Below are 25,189 nucleotides of genomic sequence, written 5' to 3' on the forward strand. Positions count from 1 at the left end.
TTATGTAATATTTGACAAATTGATTAGATGTATAATGTTGTTAGGAATTACAAGGGAGGATGATCACATGAAAAAATTTTTAGTTGGCTTATTAATTTTAGCTTTATTTTTAACTGGATGTGGAATTGGGGTCAAACAAAGCAATACAATTAGTCAAAATACAATATCTAATAGTTCTTTAAAAACAAATGTATCTGATATCAGGTGGAAATGGTCTTTTAAAAATGACCAAAATACATTAGAGAATTTGCAGATTTTCAAATCATTGGATGGAGGTAATTCATGGACTCAAATAAATTTACCTATAGACATTTTATCAAAAGATGTATATAGTAACGTTTATGTAGAAAATGTTGTCCCATATTTTTTAGACTCTGACAATGTTTGGATTTCATGGATAAATAATAATGATGAGTCATTGTATATTCTTAAAACAACAGATGGAGGCAAAACGTGGAACAAACTAAGTTATAAACTCCCGCAGTTATCACAAAGCATTTCGAAAATCCAATTTGTAACACCAAATACAGGTTGGCTTTTAGCAGTGTCTGATGGCGCAGCGGAACAGCAAATAAAATATTTATTTAGAACAAATGACGGCGGAAAGACATGGGAAAAAATTAATGTTACTTCATCAGATTCTTATTCAGGTTTACCACTTGTAGGAACATCAACTGACATGATATTTTATGGTGCAGATAATGGATGGATAGGCGTTTCAAATCCGATATCAGCAGATGTGATCCTGTATAAAACAGGGGATGGAGGCAATACGTGGAGTAAAGTTTCAGTTCCTACACCACAAAGCTTTGAAAAGTATTGTATTATTTCGGCTTCAGTGCCTATATTTAAAGATGATAAAAATGGAACATTAAATATCGATTTTTATAGAACAAATGATGGCAAATCTGAAAATCATACTGTGACTTATGTGACAAATGACGGAGGAAATTCTTGGTCAACAAATGTATACGCGTATGATGAAAATAAACATATATTTGTAAAATTAAACACAAAAAGTGAGATTAAAAAATTTGATTTAACAAATTATGTAATAATGAAAGATTACAAAATTACAAGTGTTGCTGATGTAAAATCTGTATCTCTGTCTTATGACAACAAATTCATATACGTTAATTTTAATTTACCTGAAGATACTGATAGCATAATAATTCAGGTTAATGATGGAAAGTTTATTAAATTTGGTGATAGATATGGAGGCGCGACTAATGGAAGTTGGTCTCCTAACCATGATGAATTAGCTTTTACATCCGGTACTATAGGTAAAGGTGGAGTATATTTGTACGATGCTGAAAATAATGTTTATAAAAATTTTCATGTTCCTTATTTTAATATTGCGAAAATTTTTTGGAATAGCGATGGTGATCGCATTGCTTTTATAGGCGAAAAGAATAGCAATTTTGAACTATGTATTATTGATTTAAAAAATGGTAAATATTCAGTTGTCAATAAATTAAATTCCGAAGATATAAAATCATTTAGCGAGAGATCTATTATATGGAAGTAAAGGCAGGTTGCCCTGCCTTTTGCAATTATAGACTATTATTTACGTATAAAATACCTAATCCTTCTATAGATATACTTTTTATTTTTGCAATTAATGCTTGTTGATTATTATTTGATAGTCTTATACATCCATATGTTGGCCTCAAAGGATACCATATATCATTTGCATTTGTATCTGGATCTCCACCATGAATAAGAAAACCACTTCTACCATTATTAGCAGCTAACAGAGCATTACCACCAACTGGATCTAACTCTATTATAGGATTAGGTCCATAAGAGCTTAATGGGGAAAGTATTGATCCAATTGATGTATAGTATGTTCCTGTAGGTGTATCTGCATCAATTAGCATCCAATTTGCATGATCATAATTATTGTTTGCATCACTTGTGCCTCTACCTAAACATTCTACAGGACCAAAAACTATAAACCCATTAGAATCTCTCAAAGTCAAATTGCCTTTATAGTCTCTGTTTGTATAAAAATTAGCATATATTGTATAATCTCTTGGAATTGACATAAATATCTCCTTCCTTTTTTATTTTTTCAGAAGGAATTCATCGGCCGATTTACCCTTCTATATTATGAAAGAGTGCTTTATATTGAATTTAACAACCAATTTTCAATATTTTTTTCTAGAAATTTTCTCATTTTTTCTAAAGCTTTCTTTTTCGTCTTGCTTACCGCTTGCTGTGATATATTCAATTTGGCTGCTATATCTATTTCTTTTTTTCCATATATGATTGTCTCCAGTATTATCATTTTTTGTAGTGGTGTAAGCTTATTCAAAACCTCTTGTACAAAGATTTTATTCTCTATATTTTCATATTCAAAATTATCAACTATAATTTCTTTATCATCAAGAATAAGAAATTCATTTTCTTTTATTTTTACATTCTTTTTTGAGAGTCTTATATATTCATTTTTCATGCCTTCAGCTATATAAGCTATAATTTTATTATCATCAAAATTTATCATTCTTCTCACCTTTTTTATACTTTTTAACAGTTTTTACAAGCCATAAAATTATGTCTTCTTCTGCACCGTCATAGCCCAATTTTCTTTTATATTTATTTATCAATGGCTTAAATCTCTGAATTAGCTCCCACAGTGCATCTTTATCCCCTGTATTTATATCGTTAATAAACTCTTTTAGACTTTTTCTCATTTTCACTATTAATAGTATGATAAGTACCTATAGCCGATGATGCAGCCAATATAGAATTTAATAAATACAGGGGAATATCCTTAAAAGAAAATTTACCAGTTACAGCCGATGTAAATGTAATGATGGAGAATGAGATAATAAGGACAAGCAGCTGTGTTGGAATTTTCTTTATTAATTTTAACTTTTTTATGAGTTGGGCTATGAGGATTGTTGCTGCAACATTACCTGCCAACGTGCTAAGAGATGTATAATTGAAAAACTCTTGCAACTTCAACACCTCCATCAAAGGAAAAGTTTTAAAATTATCTATTTTCCTTTTATCTATTAAAGAGTACCTATCTATAAAAAATACAACCCATTAATTGTAGTTTTTAGGAAAAACAATCATATAAATAAGAAAGTAAAAACAGGGCATAACAATTTATTTGCCCTGTTCCCCATCGAAATCTATTATTTTGTGCATATTATAGCATAATTTTAAATTAATGTAATTTATTTTAATAATTTTTAATAATTTGTAATATTTGCGTAATAAATAATGAAACGATTAGTTGTATAATATTGTTAAAAGTTTTAAGTGGGAGGAAGATTACATGAAAAGATTTTTTATCGCTTTGTTGGTTTTAACAATATTCTTAAGTGGGTGTGGAAGTAAAACAAGTAATGTTATAAAGAATAATAATGCTAAGCAAACATATGATTTTCAGTATATTAAAATGACGACACAATACAACGGTTGGGCTTTAGGGGGAAATAAAATTTATATTACTAGCGATAAAGGTAAGACATGGATTGATGTATCACCTGCCAATAAAAATAACATTTTTTCATGGTACTTTTTAAACGAAAATTATTCTTGGGTGCTATATTCAGATGGAACTTTATATGAGACTAGAAATAAAGGTAAAAGTTGGGTTGGTTCGAAAGTTCCTTTTACAATGGGTAAATTATTTTTTCTTCAAAATAAAGATGGATTAAGAGGTTGGATGTTAAAAGAATATGGACCGGCATCTGGAGACAATCCTGTTGATGTGTATAAATTAATAAATAGCAAATGGGTTCTAATAAGCAAAAGGGAAATTTCAAATAATTCGTTAAAAGATGATAATTCAATTTCATTTGAAGGAGAAAAGGCATCTTTCATTTTTTTACCTGATGCTAAGACTGGCATTATCACAGTAGAATATCGTATACCGGGAAAATATGGATTGTACTTAAGCAGTGATAGTGGCTATACATGGAATAAAAAAAACATACCATTACTTTCAAAATTCAAAGATGATAGCATTTTATTTTATTCTCCTAAATTTTTTGATTATGAAAAAGAAACTATCGTAATTTTACCAGTTTGTATTTACGATATTAATCATAACGACTACCGAATAATTTTTATGGACAGTAGTGATAATGGTTCAACATGGAAAGAAGTATCGTCATTTTCAACGAAAGAAAAACCGATTGAGATAAATTTAGTAGATAAAAATAATTGGAATGTTTTAATAAACAATGTATTGTTTATCACAAATGACAACGGTAAAACGTGGAATAAAGTTAACATCCCTAAGAATACAGTACAAATACAATTTGTAGATTCTAAAAATGGGTGGGCTTTAGTTAAATCACAATTGGGTACAAATTTATATTACAGTAAAAATGGTGGACTTTCATGGGAAAATCTTTTTTAAAAGAAGAAGAGAAGGCGATAAATTTATTATAAAGCCTTCTCTTTTTCGTTATATTCTATTATAATTTCCATCCTCCAGCTGCATCATTTGATATGTCTAGATCTACATTTATTGAACAAAGTGTTTGATTTGAAGCTGTCTGCCTTAAATGATATCCGGACCATGGATTTGTATTTCTGCCACCACTCCAACCTGGCGCATATGCTTGGAAAAAGTAAGTTGCAATTCCTTGATCTTTGCACCATGTTAGTACATCATAACTTCCATAAACACCAATTTTATAATGTACAACTTGTTCGCCAGCCTTTTGGCGTTCGTAAATATACTGAAGGTATCCATCATTAATTCCTTTAAAATAATCCAAAATACTTTGCTTTTGGGTCGTAGTAGCATCAAAATCAACTGCAAAGTATATAGGAGTATCAGCACTTTGCTCTAAATCAGCGGCATAATTGAATGCATTATCTCCATCTAATTTTCCCTGATTATACGTAAAATAACTAGGACTATTGGCAGGACCATCCTCCCATATAGATACGATATATAACCCTGCCGAAGAGATTTTTTGTACTTCATTTGCTGTTAAAGCTTTCCATGTATTTGTAACTGCAAAGTAACGTCCTATAAAGGTCTTACCTTGATTTTTTAAACATGTTAAAACGTTTGATACATTTGTTGCTGTATGAATTCCATTACCCATTTTTTTTTACCTCACTTTCGTTAGTTTTTTAAGAAGGATTTTATCGGCCGATTTACCCTTCTATATTATAAAAGAGTGTTTTATTTTTAAAATACAACCTTTGCTAAAAAATTCTAATTCAATTTGGCTAGAAATTTAATTGTTTTTTAATCATTTTTAATATTTATGTAATAATTAACAAATTGATTAGATGTATAATATTGTTAAAAGGTTACGGGGAGGATGATCGATCACATGAAAAGATTTTTAGTCGGTTTATTGGTTTTGACATTATTCTTGAGTGGATGCGGAAGCAAAACGAGTGAAGATAGCAGTAGTAAATTGCAAACAATTCAAACTTCAAATACTGCAAAAAATAATAGTGATAGTATAGGCGCGCCACACATTAATCAATATGTTCCACAGTTAATTACATATAATGGGAATCATATATCTGCTTGGGTGAATCAATTCTTATTTGTTGAAAATGGTGACTTAAAAGAAAGCTATAATAATGATAAAAGTTATATAAAACTTAGTTATGTAAAAGATAATACCATAAAAACTATTGATTTAACTTCATACGCATTAAAGTACGATTTGTTTAATGGTATTGACTATATAACTGCTTCTGCATCAGGTAAATATATTGTTTTAGAGTTTTCATCAGACGTTCCAATTAGTATTATTGTTGATACTTATACAAGTAAAAGCAGTATACTGTGGTATGATGAGTCAAAAAAAGAAAGCATGATGAGAATTTCATTTAACCCCAATAATGATGAAGAGTTTGCTTTTTTGCCGTCAGCAGAAATAAATGGGCTTAATGGCAGTCATTCTTTAAAACATTATGAAATAAAAACTCATAAGATAAATACAGTAGGTGAAATTTCAGAGAAAGATATATCAATGCAAAATTCAATGATACAATGGGGAAAAAACACAATCAGTGTCATTTCACTGGATAAAAGCAAAGTATTTAATTTCACATATTAATCGCATTATATAGAACAAAGTTTGTATATGCAATTTATTTGAGCGAAGAATTTTCAAAATCATTAAAGAGGGGTCTTGTATGAAGGCAAAAAGTACAATGATTTTTGTAATAGGAATAATAGTTGGCATACTGTTATCTCAAATGTTAACAAGACATACAAGCATTTATGACAGCAATAGCAGTGCAGCGATATCTAAAAATATACAAAGTGTCGATATGGAGAACCCAATATCACAAAAAGAAATTTTAAAGCAACTGAAAACAAACCCAGCTTTTGATATGTCAGAAATACCAGTTGTAGGTTCCGATATTTACGGACATGTTTGGAAGGATATGGGTACCAAATCAAATTCATTTACTTCATGGGAAATGCCTAAAGAATGGCAAAAATACATCTACACTGAAACAGACAAAACCGATCCTAAATCTATAAACAATGGAGCCAACGATAAATTTTTATATATAACATTGCAAGGCGTTGTCTTTTTATATTTACCTCCTGACGGAAGGTATTGGTGCCCTGTACCGATGTTTGGAGATATTCCACCAGGTTCTTTAATAATTGCACAGCATGTCCCTTTAAAGCCTGCCGTTGAAGCAGGTGTAATTCCTGTATATCATGGTCAAGTATTTATTAAAAGTTATCCATTGCCAAAAGAATGGCAGGATGCGCTAAGATAGTTTTTACAGACTTAATGAGTGCTCAGAAATCAACAAAACAATTAGTCGCAAATATATGATTAAAAAGGTTTAAAGGGGGTCGATTTAGTTGCTCATGATACTAATTTCTGTAATAGCTATAATATATTCGATTATTTCTTTTAAACATCCAAAGCTTAGAATGCCTAAGATTAGATATACTGTGACGTTTTTTCTTTGTATACTTCTTGCGATTCATTTTTACTTAGACTATTTTCGAATAGGGTCGTTTAACTCATTGGTTTTAAATAACTTCGACAATTCAAAAATCGTTTCGGTTATGTTGGCTAAAAATATTGACAATGATAAAAAAAGTATCATAAAAAGTACCAATGATGCAAAAACAATAAATGACTTGATAGTGTATTTAAAGCAATTTAAACTTGTGCAATATAATGGCAAATATACTAGTGCAAATAATTATTCTTACGATATTGTCTTTTATACCAATAAAAAAGATGAAAGAATCGGAATAAGTGTGACCAATGATAAGTATATTGATGTTGCCGTAGACACCACCAAAACTTACCATTTATTCTTTTTTAATTGGTATAATAACATAAATGATTATAAATCTTATAAGATAGTTAACGGCAAGATAAATTCGCATTTTTTAGATTCTATATTAGATTCTATAAAAGATTAATTTCAAAATCTGTGATATTTATCACAAACATTATGTTGATTTTGTTGTATAGTATATTATGGCATATAAATGAATGGAGGTTATCAAATGGTTAAAAGGAAGATAGTAAAGATTGATGAAGAGAAGTGCAATGGATGTGGACTTTGTATTTCACCGTGTGTTGAAAGCGCTATCGTTTTAGTAAATGGAAAAGCTAAAGTCATAAGTGAGGAGCTTTGTGATGGTGCTGGGGTATGCTTGAATGTATGTCCAACAGGTGCTTTGTCCATTGAAGAAAGGGAAGCGGCACCTTTTAACGAAGAAGCTGCATTGAAGCACAAGGCTACCATCAACAAAGATAGATGTTCATATTGCGGCAATAGCGATGACGATGCACCAATCTTGACATATAAATACAAAGGAGAAATAAAGCAAGTCTGTGTAAGATGCCTTCCACATCTTATTCATGGTTAATTCTTTTTGGAATATTAGGCGGTGGTGAAGATGCGCCAAGCTCTTTATGGCGTGGCGAATGGACAACTGTGATGCTATTCATGATTATTTCTATGTCTTCATCACTGCCTTTTGTTTTTTTCCTAAGTTCTACTCTAGGTAGAACTACTGTGACCTCATGTGGCACATCTATGTTTGTCTTTCTTTCTATTTCAATATCCAGACCATAAAGTCTTAGAGTTATTTTGTCATATCCTTTATTTTTTTTAAAGAATTTTTTTATCATTTTTAATAAATCATTTATATTAATCATAATAAAACCCCCAATACAATTTATGAAAAAGTAATATATACGTTCATATAAATGATGATGCATTGTATAAAATAAAGAATTTGATAGAAAATATAGAAAAAGTAATTAAGAAAAGAAAGGGTGTTTTTATGAAAAATAATATGACAGCAGCAAATCTGCGATCTGCATTTGGTGGAGAAAGCATGGCATATCAAAGGTATAAAGCGTGGGGTAAAATTGCTATGCAAGAAGGTTTTGGAAATGTATCAAAATTATTTAATGCAATTGCATACGCAGAAGAAGTTCACGCCGGAAATCACTTTAAAGCACATAAAGACATAGAGGGAGATTTTTTAGTACCAGCAATGGCTGGATTTGGCATAGGAAACACGTCGCTTAATTTAGGTAAAGCTATAAGTGGAGAACTTTTTGAAGTAAATGAGATGTATGCAACTTACATTGCTACAGCAGAATTTCAGCAAGAACAGGAAGCTTTAAAATCATTTACATGGGCTAGAGAAGCTGAAAAAATTCATGCTGATCTTTTCAAAGAAGCCAAGTTATCTGTTGACATGGGCAAAGACGTTAACTTCAATGAAGTACATATTTGCAGTGTTTGTGGCTATACGACAGTAGGACCTATACCTGAGAAGTGTCCTGTCTGTGGGGCAGAAAAAACGAAATTTGTGTCTTTTTAATTTTTTCCAGTAGTCTACTATTGCAATGAAAAGCATTTAGGTATATACCCTGACTTTTGCAGCAAAAAAGGATAAAAAAAGCCCATAAGCCCTTTAAAATGAAGGCTTTCGGGCTTTCTGTTTTTGTCAATAAGTTGTAGTGGAAATGTCATTTTTTTACTTCTCCTAAAATTTTTTTAATCTCTCCTAATGTCATAATCTTTTTCCCAAAATCAATACCTAATTCTTTACCTATATCTTCAAGAACATCATTATTAAAATCAAACAGGTAATAATTTTCTTGTATGTAACTGCAGGATGCTTTTGCTAGACTCTCAAGTATAGCTGAAACAGAATATTTTCCATTTAATCTATATTCAAGTATCCTCACAATTACAAGTGATATAAAGCATATCAGAAAATGAGCATCAATATGCTCTTTTAGTGATAAATACACCGGTCTGCTTTCGATATCACTTTTAGTTATTTTAAAAGATTCTTCTATTTTCCAAAGGCCACGGTACATTTCAATAATTTTATCATCAGATTCTTTGTATTCGCTAGTAACTATTGCATAGTATCCATCAAATCTTTCTTCTTCTTTTAGTTTTTCCTCATCAAATGCTAAGTGTTGATGAGCACTTTCTAATATTTCGCCAGTTTCTTCATCAAAAATGAGATTCTTTACATATTTGGAAGCACCGTAAGATGTAGCTTTATTGTATTTTGCTGGATTTTTAATTAGGTCTTTTGCTTTCTCTATTGTAGCAGCTCGTTCATATTTTGCTTTTAAGGCATACTCTTCACTATAGAAAATAACCTGTTTTTCATCAACTACCTTTTTCATTTTTTTGCCTTTAGTGGTGGTTACTAATATTTCTCTTGGATAAAGTCTGGATTTTATCTTGAAGCTATCTCCTCTGTATGTATATCCATTTTCGTCAAGGACATATTTCTTAAATTCCTTATCCGCACAACGAACAGAATAGCTAAATACATAACCATTACCAGCAGATAAAGTATACCAAATGTTATCGCCAGTAATGATGCCTTTATCAGCAACTACAATAATTCTTCCCAAAGAATAATCATGTTGTATTTTCCTTAACATAGGCATAAGTGTAGTTTTATCTAGAGCATTACCAGGAAAAAGTTTATATGTAATAGGTATACCATTGGTGTCCATAAATAATCCCATCTGCACAATTGGATCTGGTCTATGTTCTTTAGAAACGCCTTTTTTACGCAATTCATCTTGTTCATCAATTTCAAAATAATAATTGGTAACATCGTAATAAACTAGATTAGTATTTCGTTCATATAAAGACTTAATATGCTCATGAACCCAAAGTTGCAAAGCATCACTATGCTTATTGAAAAAAGATAAACATCTGTAGATATCATCCAAAGAAAAATCAGACCTCTCAAAGAATATATCTCTATTCTCATAAGTCTTTTTCTTTGAAGCAGGATACAATAAGCGTGAAAATACGAGAAGTTTCATAATAGCATTAGCATCATACTCTTCTTTTGAATGACGCTGCCTGTTTTTCAAAAATTTATCCAATTCAAGCTCATGATAAATCTTACTAAATGCAGCATAGCCAAAGTTTTTACGGTTATCCGTATTAACCAAAAGTCTTTCATTAGGAGAAAAATTAAGAGCAATTGGAGCCTTTTTCATGGCTTTTTGTTCATTCAATTCTTTAACCTTTTGTTCAAAAAAAGCGATAGGATCATCGTATTGTTTTTGAAGTTCATCGAGGTATCCAAGGGATTTAATAGTAACAGTCCTTGTATGCCCTCTTTCTTTATCGCGATATCCATCTGCAATAGATAAGTATATTCTTCCGGAACTACGTTTGCTTTTCTTTAAATACACATTAAACTCCCCCAATAAAATTCAATATAACTATATTATACCACAATCCATAATAATCCGCAACCAAAATATGACAAAAATTTAAAAAAATTTTACCCGGAATCGTTAGTAAAATTGCTGGTTCCGGGTTACGCTACATAAAATTTTGCTGCAAAACTAGGGAGAAGTGTCCTGTCTGTGGGGCAGAAAAAACGAAATTTGTGTCTTTTTAATTTTTTCCAGTAGTCTACTATTGCAATGAAAAGCATTTAGGTATATACTAAAATCATAATAAAGGTCCTGAGAAGTTTAGTTACGGCAAATTTGTTTTCAACCAACACCATGACATCGGGAATCTAAGTTCAATTACGTATGAATAGCCTACATTGATGGGACTTCAGAAATAATTGACAGGATACCCACTTTAAAAGCGGGCTTGAAAACATAGCCGAACGGCTTCGCGGGATAGACTGGATGTAAAAAAACCGGCAATTGCCGGTTTTTTTTATACATAGATTTAAAAGGTAATTTATTTGTAATATAATCTAGTAAGAGGTGATTTTATGAATTTAAATATTGATGGGAAAACGTATTTCTTTTCTGAAGGTATTACATTGGAGGATATATCACAGAATTTTAAAGATATGCATAAAGCAAAAATAGTTGCGGCAAAAGTGGATAATCTCATGGTTGATTTGTCTACAAAGGTAGACAGGGATTGTGAGATACAATTTGTTGACATGTCGACAGAAGAAGGTATGATGGTATACAGAAGAAGCCTTACATTTGTCTTGATTAAAGCGGTAAAAGACATCTTACCAGATTCAAAAGTCACTATTGAGCACTCTTTAGGTAAAGGATTGTACTGTGAAATACATGGCTCTACAGTGAATAATAGAATAGTTCAAACTATTAAAAATAGAATGAAAGAAATAATTGATGCCGATTATCCTATAGTTAAAAAATATATGGATAAGAAAGAAGCATTAGATTTATTTATGAAAGAGGGCCTTGAAGAAAAAGTAAGTCTTTTTAAGTATAGCGATAAAGAAAAAATTCCTGTTTATTTTTGCGACGATGTTGTCGATTTTTTTTACAGTCCCTGTGTCCCATCCACTGGATATTTGGAACTTTTTGATTTGTTTCTTTACTTTCCAGGTGTGATATTATTATTTCCTGATCCTGCAAAACCTGATATTCTTCCTCGGTTTATGGATGTTCCAAAGTTGGCATCCATATTTAAAGAAGCTGAGGAATGGGCAAATATACTTGATATAGGATATGTAGCATCTTTAAATGATATGATTAAAAATGGCCATGGGAGGGAGCTTGTTTTAATATCTGAGGCACTTCATGAAAAGAAGATTGCCAGCATAGCAGATCATATATATCAAAATAAGATGATAAAGTTAGTACTGATTGCAGGGCCTTCATCATCTGGAAAGACGTCTTTTGTGCATAGATTAAGTGTGCAACTTAGAGTAAATGGCTTAAAACCACTGCCAATATCTCTTGATAATTATTTTTTGCCGAGAGAGCTGACTCCAAAAGATGAATTTGGCAATTATAATTTTGAAACGATTGATGCTTTGGATTTAGAGCTTTTTAACGATCATATAATAAAGCTTATGCTAGGGGAAGAAGTAAAGCTGCCGATCTTTAACTTCAAAAAAGGAGTAAGAGAAGAAAACGGGAAAAAAGTTAAACTTGATAAAAACCAAATAATTCTTGTGGAAGGCATACATGGATTAAATGAAAAGCTAACTAGAGATATACCAAAAGACAGCAAGTACAGGATATACATAAGCGCTTTGACGCAGTTAAACCTTGACGAGCACAACAGAATATCTACTACCGAAACACGACTTCTAAGAAGGATTGTGAGAGACAATCAGTTTCGCTCTAGCGATGCCGAAGAAACAATTCTTATGTGGCCGTCTGTAAGAAAAGGTGAGGAAAATTATATTTTCCCATATCAGGAAGATGCAGATATTATGTTTAATTCATCGCTTCCTTATGAACTGCCTGTTATAAAGAAATACGCTGAGCCTCTTTTAAGAGAGATAGATAAAGACAGCAGGGCTTTTTCGGTTGCACAAGAGCTTTTGGAGATATTAAGCTATTTTGTAAATCTGGAAGATGAATCTGCAATTCCTCCAAATTCTTTAATTAAAGAATTTATTGGTGGAAGCTGTCTTGATGTATAAAAAAGTTCTAAAATGGTATTGAATTAATATGATATTAGTGCTAATATTTTTTTAAGAAGAATTTTGGGCTTTTTGGTAATTTTAATTTTATTGGAAAAAAGGAGGACGATTTTTATGAACATTATTGACCCTGCTGTAGGAGCGATTATCAATTACATTGATAAAGATCCCGAAAAAAATCTACAAACCATGGCCAATCTCATGTCAAAAATAGCTGTATTACCGAGGCACAGACAGCAAATAGAAAGTGTAAAGGCATTTTTAGAAGATAAAGACAGCAATTGGTACAAATTCACGATTAAAGGAATTAAAAATATTGACAAAAATATTTTAAAGACATTAATGATTAATTTTTTGGTAAATGCCAGCCTTAAAGGCATTCCAAAACAGCAAGAGTGGGAAAAAAAGTTAGATGCCAATGTGCCATGGGCAATATTAATGGATCCGACAGAAGCATGTAATTTAAATTGTGTAGGTTGTTGGGCAGGAAAGTACAATCCACATAATCTTTCTTATGAGACAATGGATAAAGTTTGTAGTGAAGCAGAAGAACTTGGTGTCTATTTTATAGTCTTATCTGGTGGCGAACCCACCGTTAGAATGAAAGACATAATAAAACTTGCTGAAAACCATAAGAATCAAGTATTTCATTTGTTTACAAATGGAACACTTATAGATGAGGATATGGTAAAAGAAGTTAAAAGGGTAGGGAATATCACATTTGCAATTAGTATAAACGGTTTGAAGGAGAACAATGATGCAATAAGAGGTCAAGGAACTTTTGACAAAGTAATGAAAGCAATGGATTTATTAAGAGAAAATGGTGTTTTATTTGGGTATTCTGCAACATATACGAGAACTAATATTGAGGAAATATTCAGTGATGAATTCGTCGATAAAATGATAGAAAAAGGTGCTTACTTTGCTTGGTATTTTACATATATACCTGTTGGAAAAGATCCAGATGTCAAATTCATGGTTACACCTGAGCAGAGGAAATATGCGTATGAAAAGATAAATTATATAAGAGCCACAAAAGAGCTTTTTGCAATTGATTTTTGGAATGATGGCGAATTTAGCGGAGGATGTATTGCTGGTGGTAAGAGATATCTGCATATAAATGCAGCAGGTGATGTGGAACCATGTGCTTTTATTCATTATGCTAATGTTAATATAAATGATGTGAGTTTAAAAGAAGCACTTATGTCGCCAATAATGAAATCATACAGGAAAAGGATGCCCTTTAACCAAAATCACTTAAGGCCGTGTCCACTAATTGATAATCCTAAAGAATTGTTAGATATAGTTAGGGAATCAAAAGCTAAGCATACTGAAAACAGTGAAGCATCTCACATTGAGAACTTGTATATTGATCTGACGAAGGTAGCAGACAATTGGGGAGAAGTTGCTGATGACATCTGGGAAAAGAAGAATGCCTCAAAAAAAGAAGCTTGACTAGGTATGCAAAATACCCTATTATAATTAGAGGAAGAAATGGGGTGTTTGTGTGCCTTTAACGAGAAGGAAGATAGACTTTTTAGAAGCTCTTATTGAGCTTTACGACAAAAATAAAGTTCCTGTTCATTATGTTGATGTTGCAAATTCTATGGGCATAAGCAAATGGACGGCTTATGATATGCTGACAGAACTAGAAGAATTAGGATATGTTCAGAGCGAATATTATCTAGATGAGGATAAATCGCTTGGCAGATCGATTTTAGTTTACACACCTAAAGAAAGCGCTTATGATGTTGTAAACAAAAGCAGTACACATGAATGGAATACTGTAAAAGAAATGTTGTTAAACGTGATTAAAAAAAATGACAATACAATATTAGTCGATGATTTTATAAATGAGAAAAAAACTACATTAAAACCATTGAAGTTTTGTGCTTATGCACTTACGACTTTACTTTTACAGATAAAGACACTTGATGTTGCAACAGTGGAAAGCATAAAGAATTCTATAAATATTACTGGTTCTGAAGCACCTGTAATGTTATTTATAGGTATTGTAATAGGATTTTACATCGATTATCACTTAGTCAGTGAAAGCAGGAAAGTATTTGATAAAATTAATATTTTCCATAAATATATAAGAGAATTGAGTTCTAATGATAAGACATTGTTAAATAATTTCTTTAAAGAATCACTTTTGTACATTTGAGACCCTTTGGGTCTTTTTTTGTATAATAAAAAATATTTTAAAGAAAATAAATTGAGGAGGTGTTTTTTTATGGACAGAGAAAAAGAAATCAGTGAGATAATGGATTTTGTCGAAAGGTATAAAGAATCAATGGCAAGTCAAATGGTGGTGTCACGATTATTAGGTGATAAAGGTGCAAAAGTAAATGAAGAAACTATTGACAAGTTGAGAAATAGGATTGTAAATGCAGCGGAAGATGATTTAGAAGCGTGTTACTATATAATAAAATAATCTTTTGTTTTTTGTAAAAATATGATATATTAAATGTATAAATTAGCATAGGAGGTAAAATCATGAAAGTTTATGTAGATCAAGATTTGTGCATAGCTTGTGGACTTTGTATAGATACATGTCCAGCAGTTTTTGATTGGAATGATGAAGGTAAATCACACGTTATAATTGATGAAGTGCCTGAAGGTGAAGAACAAGCATGTCGTGATTCAATAGATGGCTGTCCCACTGAGGCAATAAAAGAAATATAGTGTTTCAATGAAATAGTAATGAGGATATATGCCTTCGCTGGAGGATAAAATAATGAGCGGAGGTGTTTTTTCTATGTCTAAAAGAAGGAAATTGTACCCAAAAGCAGAAGATGAGCTTGACTCGTTAAAAGAGGAAGTTGCGGAAGAGTTGCAACTTGACGATGATATAAAAGAACGAGGATTCGAAAACATGACCACTAGAGAAGTAGGCAAAATAGGCGGCAATATGGTGAAGAAGATGATTAAATATGCTGAAAAACAGATGGATGAAAAAGGCGGAAAGATAGATTGATGTGGCTGGCTGAAGGATGTCCTTCAGCTAATTATTTATTTATCATAAAAGTTTTCGAAAATTTTTTGCAGGAAGAATGGATAATTATTATAGTTTTGTGCGGATTTAAAGAAGGGAAAATAGCATTAATGGCGAAATCTTATTAATAAAGGAGGGCTTTATATGAGGGAATTATCAGCTAATGAATTAAAAAAATACATTGATCCAAATTTATTTAATTTTGAAACGACAGAGACTATAAAGCCATTGGAAGGCCTTATAGGTCAAGAAAGAGCAAAAGAATCTATGGAATTTGGGTTAAAAATAAAACGGAAGGGATACAACATATTTATAACCGGTCTTACTGGTACAGGTAAATCCAGCTTTGCCGTAAGTAGTGTGAGTAAAATCGCACATTTAGAAAAAGTACCTGATGATTGGGTGTATGTGTTTAATTTTGAAAAACCTTCGCAGCCAATTGCTATTAATTTAAAACCTGGTGATGGTAAGAGATTTAGAAATGATATGAGGGGTTTTGTGGAGCAGCTTCAAAGAGAGGTTCCAAAGGCTTTTAATTCAAAATCATACGATCTGCAGAAAAATGAGATTGTAAAGAAATTTCAAGATAGAAAAAATGAATTGATCCAAGAACTAAATGAGCTTGCAAAGAATTTTGGATTTGTGCTAAAAGAAACAAAAACCGGTATTGTAAGCATTCCTGTAATAGATGGTAAGCAGATAAGCAATGAAGAATATGAGCAATTAGAGGATGAGAAGAGGAAAGAAATAGAAGCTAAAGCGGCTAATTTTGAAGAAAAGGCACTTCAGATATGGAAAGATATACAAAATATAGACAAAGAAGCAAGAGATGCCATACATGAACTTGATAATAATGTAGGCTTACTTGCTGTTGGGCATCTTATTGATGATTTAAGGGAAAAATATAGCAATTATAACAGTGTAATGAAATACCTTGATAGCGTACAGAGGGATATATTAGAAAACCTTGATAATTTTAGAAGCGATGATGACGAAGATAGTCAGTTTCCATTTATCATGAAAAGAAGCAAAAAAGATATTTTTAAAAAATACAGTATCAATCTTTTTGTTGATAACAGCCGTACAAATGGTGCACCTGTTGTTGTCGAGTACAATCCAAATTACAATAATGTTTTAGGTAGTATTGAGTACGAAAGCGATTTTGGTGTAGCTATAACTGATTTTACTAAGATAAAAGCAGGTGCACTTCACAAAGCTAATGGTGGGTACCTCATTTTGCAGGCTAAAGATGTCTTGACATATCCATATGTATGGGATGCTTTAAAGAGGACCTTAAAAACAGATAAAATAGCGATAGAAAATGTGACATCTTCATACGGTCTTTTATCAATATCGTCATTAAAACCAGAACCTATTGAATTGAATGTTAAGGTAATACTTATAGGGACGCCTTATTTATACTATATTCTTTATAACTATGATGATGACTTTAAAAAGCTTTTTAAAGTTAAAGTTGATTTTAATGATGTGATGGAATTAAATGATGAAAATATTTCAAAAATGGCCTCATTTATAAAAAAGCACTGCATTGAAGACAAATTAAGACCATTTCACAATACAGGCGTAGCAAAAGTAATCGAATATTCAACAAGGATATCTGAAGACAAAAATAAATTGACGACACAGTTTAACGACATTGTAGAGATTCTTTATGAATCAAATATTTGGGCGGAAATAGATGAAAGCAAAGTTGTGATGGCAAAGCACGTGGAAAAAGCCATAAAAGAAAAAATTAAACGAGTAAATATGATAGAAGAAAAATATATAGATTATTTTAAAGACGGTACCTTTTTAATAGATGTTGATGGTGAAAAAGTTGGAGTTGTAAATGGGCTTTCTGTGATAGATTTAGGAGATTATGAATTCGGGAAACCTTCAAGGATAACAGTTACAACTTATCCAGGTGAGGAAGGAGTCGTAAATATAGAGAGAGAAACTAAGATGAGCGGGCACATTCATGACAAGGGTGTAATGATTATAACGGGTTTTATGGGAAATAGGTATGCATTAGATTTTCCATTGACACTTTCAGCGAGAATATGCTTTGAACAGTTGTACGAAGGTGTTGAAGGTGATAGTGCATCCAGTACTGAACTTTATGGACTCCTATCTAGCCTTGCAGATGTGCCAATAAAACAGGGAATAGCAGTGACTGGCTCTGTCAATCAGTTTGGAGTCATACAGCCTGTTGGTGGTGTTACCCATAAGATAGAAGGTTTTTATAAATTATGTAAAGTAAAGGGACTTACAGGTAACCAAGGTGTAATAATTCCTGAGCAAAATGTAAATAATCTTGTTCTTGACGATGAAGTAATAGATGCCTGCAGAAATGGAAAATTCCATATATACACTGTAAATACAATCGATGAAGGAATGGAGATATTGACAGGCGAAAAAATGAGTGTTATAAACGAAAGGGTAAAAAGTAAGCTTAAGTCTTTTTATGATATTTTGACCAGAGATAAAGAATCTTCAAATAAAGAAAGGAATGTTTAATGTGACTTGTGTCACAAAGAATGAGATAAGAGAATTTGCTTACAAATCGGGAATTGATATTGTGGGTTTTGCAAGTCCCGATTGTCTTTTTAAATACAGGGATTTATTGACAAATAGATATGAAAACGGATTAAGCTGTAATATAGAAGAAAATGACATAGAAAAGAGAATAAATCCCTACATTTTACTTGAAGATGTTAAAAGCATTATATCTGTTGCTGTTTCTTATAATGTTGTTTACGAAGCTGACTTACCAAAGTCAGCATATGGCACTATTTCTAGGACGGCTTGGGGTGTAGATTATCATAGAGTTTTAATAAACTTGCTTGAAAAGCTAAGAGATTTTATTTTGTCTAAATGTAAGGATGCAAAAGCGGTGCTGCTTGTTGATAACAATCCTCTTTTGGAAAGAGCCATTGCTTACAATGCTGGAATAGGATTTTATGGCAAGAATAATATGATAATAAATGAGAAGTACGGTTCATATTTATTTTTAGGTGAAATGCTTTTAAATATTTATTTTGAGCCTGATAAAAAAATTGAATCAAAATGTGGAAGCTGTAGGCGGTGCCTTAAAGCTTGTCCTGGGAAGGCATTAATTGGAGAGTATAAGATAGATGCAAATAAATGTTTGTCATATGCTACTATCAAAAAAGGATATCTAAGCGATGACACAATTAAAAAATTAGGAATAAGAATATATGGATGCGATACATGTCAGGATGTTTGTCCTTTTAATAAAACAGCTAAACGAGTAACAAAAGATGTATTTATTCCAAGAGGACTTAAGCCTAAGCACGATTTGAGAGAAATTTTATCTCTTGATAAGAAGAAGTTTCAGGAAGTATTTGGACCAACATCTGCATCCTGGAGAGGCAAAAATACCATGATAAGAAACGCTATAATTGCTGCGATTAATTCAAATGATAAAAATGCAATTGAACCGTTGAAATCGCTGCTTAGCTGTGAAAGTTCATATTTAAGAGGTTATAGTGCATATGCTTTAAGTATTTTAGATGGAAAAAATTCCCTGACATATATTGAAAAAGCATATATAAATGAAAAAGATGAAGCTGCAAAGGAATTTATGAAAAAAGCCATAATTAATATTAGAGGTGAGGTTTTTGAGGATAACGAAAGATGAGGCATTAGAAGTTATAGAGATTCTTAAAAAAACATACCCTGATGCAAAACCTGGGCTTCATTTTAATAATGCTTTTGAACTGTTGATAGCTACAATCTTGTCGGCTCAGTGTACTGATAAAAGGGTGAATATAGTTACAGAAAAACTTTTTAAGAAATATAAATCTCCATCCGATTTGAAGGATATAGATCCACGTGATTTTGAGGAAGAAATAAAAGATTGTGGGCTTTACAGAAATAAGTCGAAAAATATAATAAACACATGTAAGATTTTGTGTGAAAAGTATGGTGGTAATGTCCCAGATGAGATGGAAAAACTTATGGAACTGCCTGGCGTAGGAAGGAAAACGGCAAATGTAGTTATAAGTAATGCATTCAAAAAGGATGCAATTGCGGTTGACACACATGTATTCAGAGTTTCTAACAGAATAGGTCTTGCAGATAGCAGCGATGTTACTAAAACAGAAGAACAGCTTATGGATATATTACCTAGAAATTTGTGGTCTTTGTCTCATCATCTTTTAATATACCACGGAAGGAATATTTGCACAGCGAGAAAACCTAAATGCGACATTTGCCCAGTTAACCATATATGCCAGTTTTATAAAAATTTTATAAAAAATTAATTAGTATGTAATTAATTTAAAAAAACATTTATTATATAATTAAATTGATTTTAAAAAATTAATAATTGGGGAGATCAAAATGGAGACAAGGGGCACAAAAATTATTAGAACTAAAAGCAATTATTTTTATATCATGCTGCTATTTTTAGTTCTTGTACTATTTGCAGGTTCAATTGCACTGTTTTATACTATTGTCAATCAAAATATCATTATAAAGGGAGTTTTTGTAAATGGCGTAAATTTAAGCGGGCTTACTAAAACTGAAGCATATTCAAAATTGCAAAGCGAGCTTAAAACAATCGATAATTTGAAAGTGGTATTAAAGTATAATGATATGCAGTTTATCGTTCCATACGATGACATTAAAATAAGCTATGACTACGCTAATATTGTAAATAAAGCTTACTCGATAGGAAAGAATGGAAATATCCTTAATCGGATAAAGACGATATACGAGGTTGGGAAACATGGCAGATACCTTGAATATAGTCCTGAAGCCAATTATAAAAATTTAGATATTTTTGTTGCCGATATATCGAAAAAAATAGATAAAAATCCTGTTGATGCTAAAATAAATGTATCGAATGGAAAGATTAATATTACGAATGATATATCTGGTTTTCAGGTGGATACAGATAAAACCGTAAATGATATAAAAAGTGCGGTCGATAATATTATAAATCAAGGTGGAGACAGTACAATAGAAGTTCCTATATCTGTTGCAAGAGTTGAAGCAAATTTAAAAGCTTCAGATCTCAGCATGATAAAAAGCAGAATCGTAACGTATTCTACTCAATTTAATACAGGGGATGTCAACAGGTCAGAAAATTTAGCTGTAGCTGCAAAAGCTATAAATGGCAAACTATTGATGCCAGGACAGATTTTTTCACTGAATAAAACTTTAGGGCCTAGAATCATACAAAATGGTTATAAAGAAGCCCCAGTAATAATTGGGAATAAACTCGTTCCAGATATAGGAGGCGGTGTATGTCAGGTTGCAACAACATTATACAATGCTGCACTACGGGCTGATTTAAAGATCGATGAAAGATACCATCATACATTTCCAGTTGGATATGTGTCTCCAGGACAAGACGCTACAATTTCTGGCGATGTACTTGATTTAAAATTCGAGAACCCTACCAAATATCCTATATACATTGAGTCATATATAAGCGGTAATAATTTTGTTGTCAATCTTTATGGGTATAATGAAGATCCAGGAAAAAGAATAGATATATATTCTGAAATTGTTGAGAAATACGAGCCAAAAGTGACATATGTTGATGATCCCACACTTCCAGATGGAGTTTTAAAGGTTGATGTAGAAAAGCATACAGGATACAAGGTAAATACTTACAGGCTAATTTATGATAATAATGTGCTTTTGAAAAAAGAATTTTTATATACTGACATTTATAAACCAGTTGACGGCGTGATAAAACGTGGTACTAAAAAGGCAGCTGAAAATAACAACACAAAAAATGAGCCAAATCAAAATGAAGATAACAATATTTCTACAGAAGATTTAAATGGAAAACCTCAAAATATAAATCCAACAAATTAAAAAAACGAGCTTTGCTCGTTTTTTTAATTTGTCATCTTCTTTTTACAATCAGGACAATGGCCATAAAAATATAGCTTTTGATCCTTTAAAAGATAATCAGTATATTTACTAACTTCACCAAGAAGATCATCTAGTGCTGAATCATCAAGGTCATCTACTCTGTTACATCCATAACATATTAAATGAGGATGCGAATTGACATTTGCGTCATATCTAAAGCTACCTTCGCCAACATTAAGCTCTTGTACAAGTCCTATATTTTTAAGCATTTCAAGCGTTTTATATACAGTTGCTAGACTCATTGTTGGGAAATCGGACGACAACGTTTTGTATATTGTTTCAGCACTGGGATGTTCCTTGGTATTTCTAAGCATATTTATAATTGCCAATCTTTGCGGTGTAACTTTGAGCCCTTTTTCTTTGAGAATTGACGAGATATCGTCCATCATATCCCTTCTTTCTAGATACAATATTAATTAATAAAATTTATCATGTAATATTGATAGTTACATTATACTATTGCTATTTTATACTGTCAATCATTTTTTTAAGATATCTTTTTCCAGTAAAATTATTGCAAACTTGAAGTTCATGATAAGTAATGATATAGTAGTATTGAAAAAATATTCTGATGAATGGGGGACTATGATGGCATACAAATTAGTCGCGATAGATATGGACGATACGCTTTTGACATATGACAAGCAAATCTCAAGAGAAAACTTAGAAGCACTGCAAAAAGCTCATGACAGTGGAATTTATGTAGTTATATCAACAGGAAGGATTTATGCATCTGCGTATGCATATTCGGAATTTCTAGGATTTAAACCATATATAATTGCAAGCAATGGAGCAATGATAAGAGATGATAAAGATAATGAAATATATAAAAGTGTTCTTGACGTTGATTTAATATCCTATTTAATAAATCTGGCAAATGAAAATGACCTATATTACCATTTTTACAGTGATAAAATTGTCTACTCACCTGAAAGCACCAGTAAATATCAAAAGTACGGTGAATGGAATAGGCTATATGCTGAAACTTTAAGAGTAAAAGTCGAAGATATACCTAAGGATATCGATTTTACTGATAAATTAAAAGATAATATTGTGAAGTTTGTAATGTTTGATGAAGATTCAGAAAAAATAAAACGTGTAAGAGATATAATAGACAACAATAAAGGCGATAAACTAGAAACTACAAGCTCATTTTATAATAACATAGAAATATTAAATAAAGGAATAAATAAAGGCAATGGACTTAGAATTTTGGGAGAATACCTTGGAGTTGATAGGTCAGAAATGGTGGCAATAGGTGATAGTGAAAATGATACAGAAATGGTGGAATTTGCAGGGCTTGGAGTAGCAATGGAGAATGCTATTGAAAAACTTAAAAAAACTGCAGATTTTATTACGAAATCAAACATGGAAAATGGTGTTGCTTACGTTATAAATAAATTTATTTTATAGCCTATTGCATTTGCTTTAGCTGCGGATCGGCATAATAAAAAGTTCATATAAAGGATCGATAATTTTATTTATATGCAATGAGTGAAAGGAGAAAAGTTTATGAAAAAGATGGTTTACTTAAATTTGACAGGTTATGTCCAGGGAGTAGGTCTTAGGTACTCTGTTTACAATATGGCTATGCGACTTAATATAACAGGATATGCGAAAAATTTATATGATGGAAGTGTTGAAATAGTCGCTGAAGGTGATGAAGAAAATATTCGAGAGCTTATTTCTTACATAAAAAATGGGTTAAGATGGGCTAGAGTCGAAAATGTCGTAGAAAAGTGGGAAGATTATAAAGGGCTATACCATACCTTTGAGATTATGTGAAATCCAACTTTCTAAAACATAGACTTTTTATCCTTTCTGGATATTTTTCACATGTTTCTAAACGCTTACATTTATGATATAATATATTAAAGAGATATATAAAATTAATGAGGGTGTAGAATATGAAGCTGGATATAGGACTTAATTTAAAACAAGTGCAGAAGTTAATGATGACTCCACAGTTAAAACAAGCTATTGAGATTCTTCAATTGAATTCATATGAGTTAAATGAACTGATTACAAGTGAATTAGAGACAAATCCAATGCTGGAAGCTTCTGAGGAGAGGGAAGACATCATTGATGCTTACATTGAGATGAATAAAAATAGCGATTTAGATAAATATAATTACAGCAGTGATGACGAAGAGAAGGATGACTATAGCTTTGAAAATATAGTTTATAATGAGACATCACTGACGGATCACTTGATGTTTCAACTTCATATAACACCTCTTCAGAAGAAATTAAAAGAAATATGCAAAGTTATAATTTACGACCTTGACAGTAATGGTTATTTGAATGACGATGTTAAAAAGCTAAGTGAAGAATACAAATTTAATGAAGCTGATGTTTTGAAAGCCTTAAATATCGTACAGTCCTTTGATCCGCCAGGAGTTGGAGCAAGGAATTTAAATGAATGTCTTAAACTACAGCTTAAATCAAAAAACCTGTACAACGGCATTATAAAAGAAATTATTGATAATTATCTGTATGAGATTGCTGACAACAAATTAGCATATATCGCAAAAAAATTAAACGTTGATATCAAGGAAGTACAGAATGCAGTTGATGAAATAAAGAAATTAAATCCAAGACCGGGATCCAGTTTTTCAAGTTATAATGATACAAAATATGTTATTCCAGATGCATATATTAAAAAGGTAAATGGCGATTATATTGTGCTGGTAAATGAGTCACTGTATCCCGGATTGAGAATAAATAAGTCATATGAAAGTATTTTGACTGCAACAGATGATGACAATATAAAAAAATATCTGTCAAATAAAATTCAGTCAGCAATGTGGCTCATTAAAAGCATAGAAAGTCGCCGTGATACTTTGTACAAAGTGTTAAGTGCAATAGTAAAAGAGCAGAGAGAATTTTTTGATAGGATTCAAAAATATATTAAGCCAATGAACTTAAAAAAAATAGCAGAAATCGTTGGTGTTCATGAATCAACCGTAAGCAGAGCAATAAATGGGAAGTATGTAGATACGCCTTTAGGTGTATTTGAAATAAAATACTTTTTCCAAAACGGTATTGAAAATGGCGATGGTGAAAAATTTTCGCAGGAAATGATAAAAGAGATGATAAAGCAGTTGATAAGCGATGAGGACCCTAAAAAAACATTAAGCGATCAAAAGATTGCCGAAATTCTTGTTAGCCAAGGAATCACGATATCAAGAAGAACTGTCGCAAAATACAGAGAAGAGATGAATATTCCATCATCAGGCAAGAGAAAGAGATATTGATAAAAGAGAGCCTAATTTTAGAAATTGCTCTCTTTTATCATTTAATCTATTGAAAAAATGAGATTCTTAATATAAAATAGTATTGGAAGTAAATATTATTTATTAATTTGGTGGGACAGTTATAAGACAACGGGTCAATAAAAGTCCTGA

General features: G+C 31.6%; 29 protein-coding genes and 1 other RNA gene. 22 read left to right on the forward strand and 8 right to left on the reverse strand.

All coding sequences use genetic code 11. From position 1 onward, the window contains the following. Positions 1-67 precede the first annotated feature (67 nt). Complete coding sequence (locus Q2T46_RS12470) at positions 68-1,528, forward strand: hypothetical protein (protein WP_303265216.1); 1,461 nt, start codon at positions 68-70, stop codon at positions 1,526-1,528. Positions 1,529-1,553: 25 nt separating this feature from the next. Here Q2T46_RS12470 and Q2T46_RS12475 read toward each other — a convergent pair whose 3' ends face one another. From Q2T46_RS12475 to Q2T46_RS12490, 4 genes are all read right to left on the reverse strand, one after another. After that, a complete protein-coding gene (locus Q2T46_RS12475; RefSeq protein ID WP_303265215.1) occupies positions 1,554-2,048 on the reverse strand; it encodes a L,D-transpeptidase family protein in 495 nt (164 codons plus the stop codon). A 77-nt stretch (positions 2,049-2,125) separates the two neighbouring features. Next, the gene (locus tag Q2T46_RS12480; protein WP_303265214.1) at positions 2,126-2,506 is read right to left on the reverse strand and encodes a sigma-70 family RNA polymerase sigma factor; all 381 of its coding nucleotides are present in this window, start codon (positions 2,504-2,506) and stop codon (positions 2,126-2,128) included. Then, on the reverse strand, positions 2,493-2,696 hold the full coding sequence (locus Q2T46_RS12485; RefSeq protein ID WP_303265213.1) for a hypothetical protein: 204 nt from the start codon (positions 2,694-2,696) through the stop codon (positions 2,493-2,495). Before Q2T46_RS12485 ends, Q2T46_RS12480 begins: the two co-directional genes overlap by 14 nt. After that, a complete protein-coding gene (locus Q2T46_RS12490; RefSeq protein WP_303265212.1) occupies positions 2,668-2,964 on the reverse strand; it encodes a hypothetical protein in 297 nt (98 codons plus the stop codon). Before Q2T46_RS12490 ends, Q2T46_RS12485 begins: the two co-directional genes overlap by 29 nt. 325 nt (positions 2,965-3,289) lie before the next feature. Here Q2T46_RS12490 and Q2T46_RS12495 point away from each other — a divergent pair, with 325 nt between their 5' ends. Next, positions 3,290-4,381, forward strand: a complete 1,092-nt coding sequence (locus Q2T46_RS12495; protein WP_303265211.1) for a VPS10 domain-containing protein — start codon at positions 3,290-3,292, stop codon at positions 4,379-4,381. A gap of 58 nt (positions 4,382-4,439) precedes the next feature. Here the strand turns inward: Q2T46_RS12495 and Q2T46_RS12500 are convergent, their stop codons facing one another. Continuing rightward, positions 4,440-5,081, reverse strand: coding sequence for a DUF1906 domain-containing protein (locus Q2T46_RS12500; protein WP_303265210.1), 642 nt, complete (start codon positions 5,079-5,081; stop codon positions 4,440-4,442). Between the two features lie 234 nt (positions 5,082-5,315). Between Q2T46_RS12500 and Q2T46_RS12505 the strand changes: the two genes are divergently transcribed. The 4 genes from Q2T46_RS12505 to Q2T46_RS12520 all read left to right on the forward strand — a co-directional run bounded on the left by Q2T46_RS12505 (position 5,316) and on the right by Q2T46_RS12520 (position 7,855). After that, on the forward strand, positions 5,316-6,056 hold the full coding sequence (locus Q2T46_RS12505; RefSeq protein WP_303265209.1) for a hypothetical protein: 741 nt from the start codon (positions 5,316-5,318) through the stop codon (positions 6,054-6,056). 79 nt (positions 6,057-6,135) lie between these two features. Beyond that, positions 6,136-6,738, forward strand: coding sequence for a hypothetical protein (locus tag Q2T46_RS12510; protein WP_303265208.1), 603 nt, complete (start codon positions 6,136-6,138; stop codon positions 6,736-6,738). Between the two features lie 94 nt (positions 6,739-6,832). Further along, entirely contained in the window at positions 6,833-7,402 is a 570-nt protein-coding gene (locus tag Q2T46_RS12515) for a hypothetical protein (RefSeq protein WP_303265765.1), read from the forward strand. 87 nt (positions 7,403-7,489) lie between these two features. Further along, on the forward strand, positions 7,490-7,855 hold the full coding sequence (locus Q2T46_RS12520; RefSeq protein WP_303265207.1) for an ATP-binding protein: 366 nt from the start codon (positions 7,490-7,492) through the stop codon (positions 7,853-7,855). On the opposite strand, the gene Q2T46_RS12525 is transcribed toward Q2T46_RS12520, so the two are convergent. Next, the gene (locus tag Q2T46_RS12525; RefSeq protein WP_303265206.1) at positions 7,842-8,147 is read right to left on the reverse strand and encodes a hypothetical protein; all 306 of its coding nucleotides are present in this window, start codon (positions 8,145-8,147) and stop codon (positions 7,842-7,844) included. The two genes, Q2T46_RS12520 and Q2T46_RS12525, sit on opposite strands and share 14 nt — an antisense overlap. Before the next feature lie 128 nt (positions 8,148-8,275). Here Q2T46_RS12525 and Q2T46_RS12530 point away from each other — a divergent pair, with 128 nt between their 5' ends. Then, complete coding sequence (locus Q2T46_RS12530; RefSeq protein WP_303265205.1) at positions 8,276-8,824, forward strand: rubrerythrin family protein; 549 nt, start codon at positions 8,276-8,278, stop codon at positions 8,822-8,824. Positions 8,825-8,972: 148 nt separating this feature from the next. Here the strand turns inward: Q2T46_RS12530 and Q2T46_RS12535 are convergent, their stop codons facing one another. Further along, a complete protein-coding gene (locus Q2T46_RS12535) occupies positions 8,973-10,685 on the reverse strand; it encodes an IS1634 family transposase (RefSeq protein ID WP_303263384.1) in 1,713 nt (570 codons plus the stop codon). Between the two features lie 273 nt (positions 10,686-10,958). Here Q2T46_RS12535 and ssrS point away from each other — a divergent pair. The 12 genes from ssrS (at position 10,959) to Q2T46_RS12595 (ending at position 21,722) form a co-directional block, all read left to right on the forward strand. Beyond that, a non-coding RNA gene (gene ssrS / locus Q2T46_RS12540) (6S RNA) lies at positions 10,959-11,135 on the forward strand. 92 nt (positions 11,136-11,227) lie between these two features. Continuing rightward, positions 11,228-12,871, forward strand: coding sequence for a nucleoside kinase (locus Q2T46_RS12545; protein ID WP_303265204.1), 1,644 nt, complete (start codon positions 11,228-11,230; stop codon positions 12,869-12,871). A 114-nt stretch (positions 12,872-12,985) separates the two neighbouring features. Next, positions 12,986-14,326 carry a radical SAM protein gene (locus Q2T46_RS12550; RefSeq protein ID WP_303265203.1) on the forward strand — a complete coding sequence of 447 codons (1,341 nt, stop codon included), beginning with the start codon at positions 12,986-12,988 and terminating at the stop codon, positions 14,324-14,326. A 52-nt stretch (positions 14,327-14,378) separates the two neighbouring features. After that, the gene (locus Q2T46_RS12555) at positions 14,379-15,038 is read left to right on the forward strand and encodes a hypothetical protein (RefSeq protein ID WP_303265202.1); all 660 of its coding nucleotides are present in this window, start codon (positions 14,379-14,381) and stop codon (positions 15,036-15,038) included. A gap of 69 nt (positions 15,039-15,107) precedes the next feature. Beyond that, on the forward strand, positions 15,108-15,308 hold the full coding sequence (locus Q2T46_RS12560; protein WP_303265201.1) for a hypothetical protein: 201 nt from the start codon (positions 15,108-15,110) through the stop codon (positions 15,306-15,308). A 62-nt stretch (positions 15,309-15,370) separates the two neighbouring features. Next, positions 15,371-15,559, forward strand: coding sequence for a ferredoxin (locus Q2T46_RS12565; RefSeq protein ID WP_303265200.1), 189 nt, complete (start codon positions 15,371-15,373; stop codon positions 15,557-15,559). 73 nt (positions 15,560-15,632) lie between these two features. Next, on the forward strand, positions 15,633-15,851 hold the full coding sequence (locus Q2T46_RS12570) for an alpha/beta-type small acid-soluble spore protein (RefSeq protein WP_311062431.1): 219 nt from the start codon (positions 15,633-15,635) through the stop codon (positions 15,849-15,851). After that, the gene (locus Q2T46_RS12575; protein ID WP_303265198.1) at positions 15,848-15,997 is read left to right on the forward strand and encodes a hypothetical protein; all 150 of its coding nucleotides are present in this window, start codon (positions 15,848-15,850) and stop codon (positions 15,995-15,997) included. Before Q2T46_RS12570 ends, Q2T46_RS12575 begins: the two co-directional genes overlap by 4 nt. Positions 15,998-16,013: 16 nt before the next feature. Further along, entirely contained in the window at positions 16,014-18,386 is a 2,373-nt protein-coding gene (locus Q2T46_RS12580) for a Lon protease family protein (protein ID WP_303265197.1), read from the forward strand. Between the two features lies 1 nt (position 18,387). Further along, complete coding sequence (queG, locus tag Q2T46_RS12585; RefSeq protein WP_303265764.1) at positions 18,388-19,530, forward strand: tRNA epoxyqueuosine(34) reductase QueG; 1,143 nt, start codon at positions 18,388-18,390, stop codon at positions 19,528-19,530. Continuing rightward, entirely contained in the window at positions 19,511-20,155 is a 645-nt protein-coding gene (gene nth / locus Q2T46_RS12590; protein ID WP_303265196.1) for an endonuclease III, read from the forward strand. The genes queG and nth overlap by 20 nt, the downstream gene beginning before the upstream one ends. A gap of 79 nt (positions 20,156-20,234) precedes the next feature. Next, complete coding sequence (locus Q2T46_RS12595) at positions 20,235-21,722, forward strand: VanW family protein (protein WP_303265195.1); 1,488 nt, start codon at positions 20,235-20,237, stop codon at positions 21,720-21,722. Between the two features lie 23 nt (positions 21,723-21,745). On the opposite strand, the gene Q2T46_RS12600 is transcribed toward Q2T46_RS12595, so the two are convergent. Then, positions 21,746-22,168, reverse strand: a complete 423-nt coding sequence (locus Q2T46_RS12600; RefSeq protein WP_303265763.1) for a Fur family transcriptional regulator — start codon at positions 22,166-22,168, stop codon at positions 21,746-21,748. A 202-nt stretch (positions 22,169-22,370) separates the two neighbouring features. Between Q2T46_RS12600 and Q2T46_RS12605 the strand changes: the two genes are divergently transcribed. From Q2T46_RS12605 to rpoN, 3 genes are all read left to right on the forward strand, one after another. Next, positions 22,371-23,195, forward strand: coding sequence for a Cof-type HAD-IIB family hydrolase (locus Q2T46_RS12605; protein WP_013298473.1), 825 nt, complete (start codon positions 22,371-22,373; stop codon positions 23,193-23,195). Between the two features lie 99 nt (positions 23,196-23,294). Beyond that, positions 23,295-23,567, forward strand: a complete 273-nt coding sequence (locus Q2T46_RS12610) for an acylphosphatase (protein WP_013298472.1) — start codon at positions 23,295-23,297, stop codon at positions 23,565-23,567. 122 nt (positions 23,568-23,689) lie between these two features. Continuing rightward, on the forward strand, positions 23,690-25,039 hold the full coding sequence (gene rpoN, locus Q2T46_RS12615; protein WP_303265194.1) for an RNA polymerase factor sigma-54: 1,350 nt from the start codon (positions 23,690-23,692) through the stop codon (positions 25,037-25,039). Positions 25,040-25,189: the final 150 nt, after the last annotated feature.

Origin of the sequence: Thermoanaerobacterium sp. CMT5567-10 (assembly GCF_030534315.2) — a bacterium.
Taxonomy (GTDB): Bacteria; Bacillota; Thermoanaerobacteria; order Thermoanaerobacterales; family Thermoanaerobacteraceae; genus Thermoanaerobacterium.

What these genes read in the sequence shown, in the direction of transcription:
- Q2T46_RS12605 (WP_013298473.1), top strand. Translation starts at nt 22,371, where the DNA reads ATGGCATACAAATTAGTCGCGATAGATATGGACGATACGCTTTTGACA.
- Q2T46_RS12550 (WP_303265203.1), top strand. Translation starts at nt 12,986, where the DNA reads ATGAACATTATTGACCCTGCTGTAGGAGCGATTATCAATTACATTGAT.
- Q2T46_RS12520 (WP_303265207.1), top strand. Translation starts at nt 7,490, where the DNA reads ATGGTTAAAAGGAAGATAGTAAAGATTGATGAAGAGAAGTGCAATGGA.
- Q2T46_RS12495 (WP_303265211.1), top strand. Translation starts at nt 3,290, where the DNA reads ATGAAAAGATTTTTTATCGCTTTGTTGGTTTTAACAATATTCTTAAGT.
- Q2T46_RS12580 (WP_303265197.1), top strand. Translation starts at nt 16,014, where the DNA reads ATGAGGGAATTATCAGCTAATGAATTAAAAAAATACATTGATCCAAAT.
- Q2T46_RS12610 (WP_013298472.1), top strand. Translation starts at nt 23,295, where the DNA reads ATGAAAAAGATGGTTTACTTAAATTTGACAGGTTATGTCCAGGGAGTA.
- Q2T46_RS12595 (WP_303265195.1), top strand. Translation starts at nt 20,235, where the DNA reads ATGGAGACAAGGGGCACAAAAATTATTAGAACTAAAAGCAATTATTTT.
- Q2T46_RS12485 (WP_303265213.1), bottom strand. Translation starts at nt 2,696, where the DNA reads ATGAGAAAAAGTCTAAAAGAGTTTATTAACGATATAAATACAGGGGAT.
- Q2T46_RS12525 (WP_303265206.1), bottom strand. Translation starts at nt 8,147, where the DNA reads ATGATTAATATAAATGATTTATTAAAAATGATAAAAAAATTCTTTAAA.
- Q2T46_RS12470 (WP_303265216.1), top strand. Translation starts at nt 68, where the DNA reads ATGAAAAAATTTTTAGTTGGCTTATTAATTTTAGCTTTATTTTTAACT.
- Q2T46_RS12570 (WP_311062431.1), top strand. Translation starts at nt 15,633, where the DNA reads ATGTCTAAAAGAAGGAAATTGTACCCAAAAGCAGAAGATGAGCTTGAC.
- Q2T46_RS12505 (WP_303265209.1), top strand. Translation starts at nt 5,316, where the DNA reads ATGAAAAGATTTTTAGTCGGTTTATTGGTTTTGACATTATTCTTGAGT.
- Q2T46_RS12565 (WP_303265200.1), top strand. Translation starts at nt 15,371, where the DNA reads ATGAAAGTTTATGTAGATCAAGATTTGTGCATAGCTTGTGGACTTTGT.
- Q2T46_RS12500 (WP_303265210.1), bottom strand. Translation starts at nt 5,081, where the DNA reads ATGGGTAATGGAATTCATACAGCAACAAATGTATCAAACGTTTTAACA.
- rpoN (WP_303265194.1), top strand. Translation starts at nt 23,690, where the DNA reads ATGAAGCTGGATATAGGACTTAATTTAAAACAAGTGCAGAAGTTAATG.
- Q2T46_RS12530 (WP_303265205.1), top strand. Translation starts at nt 8,276, where the DNA reads ATGAAAAATAATATGACAGCAGCAAATCTGCGATCTGCATTTGGTGGA.
- Q2T46_RS12510 (WP_303265208.1), top strand. Translation starts at nt 6,136, where the DNA reads ATGAAGGCAAAAAGTACAATGATTTTTGTAATAGGAATAATAGTTGGC.
- Q2T46_RS12480 (WP_303265214.1), bottom strand. Translation starts at nt 2,506, where the DNA reads ATGATAAATTTTGATGATAATAAAATTATAGCTTATATAGCTGAAGGC.
- Q2T46_RS12515 (WP_303265765.1), top strand. Translation starts at nt 6,833, where the DNA reads ATGATACTAATTTCTGTAATAGCTATAATATATTCGATTATTTCTTTT.
- Q2T46_RS12475 (WP_303265215.1), bottom strand. Translation starts at nt 2,048, where the DNA reads ATGTCAATTCCAAGAGATTATACAATATATGCTAATTTTTATACAAAC.
- Q2T46_RS12600 (WP_303265763.1), bottom strand. Translation starts at nt 22,168, where the DNA reads ATGGACGATATCTCGTCAATTCTCAAAGAAAAAGGGCTCAAAGTTACA.
- Q2T46_RS12545 (WP_303265204.1), top strand. Translation starts at nt 11,228, where the DNA reads ATGAATTTAAATATTGATGGGAAAACGTATTTCTTTTCTGAAGGTATT.
- Q2T46_RS12560 (WP_303265201.1), top strand. Translation starts at nt 15,108, where the DNA reads ATGGACAGAGAAAAAGAAATCAGTGAGATAATGGATTTTGTCGAAAGG.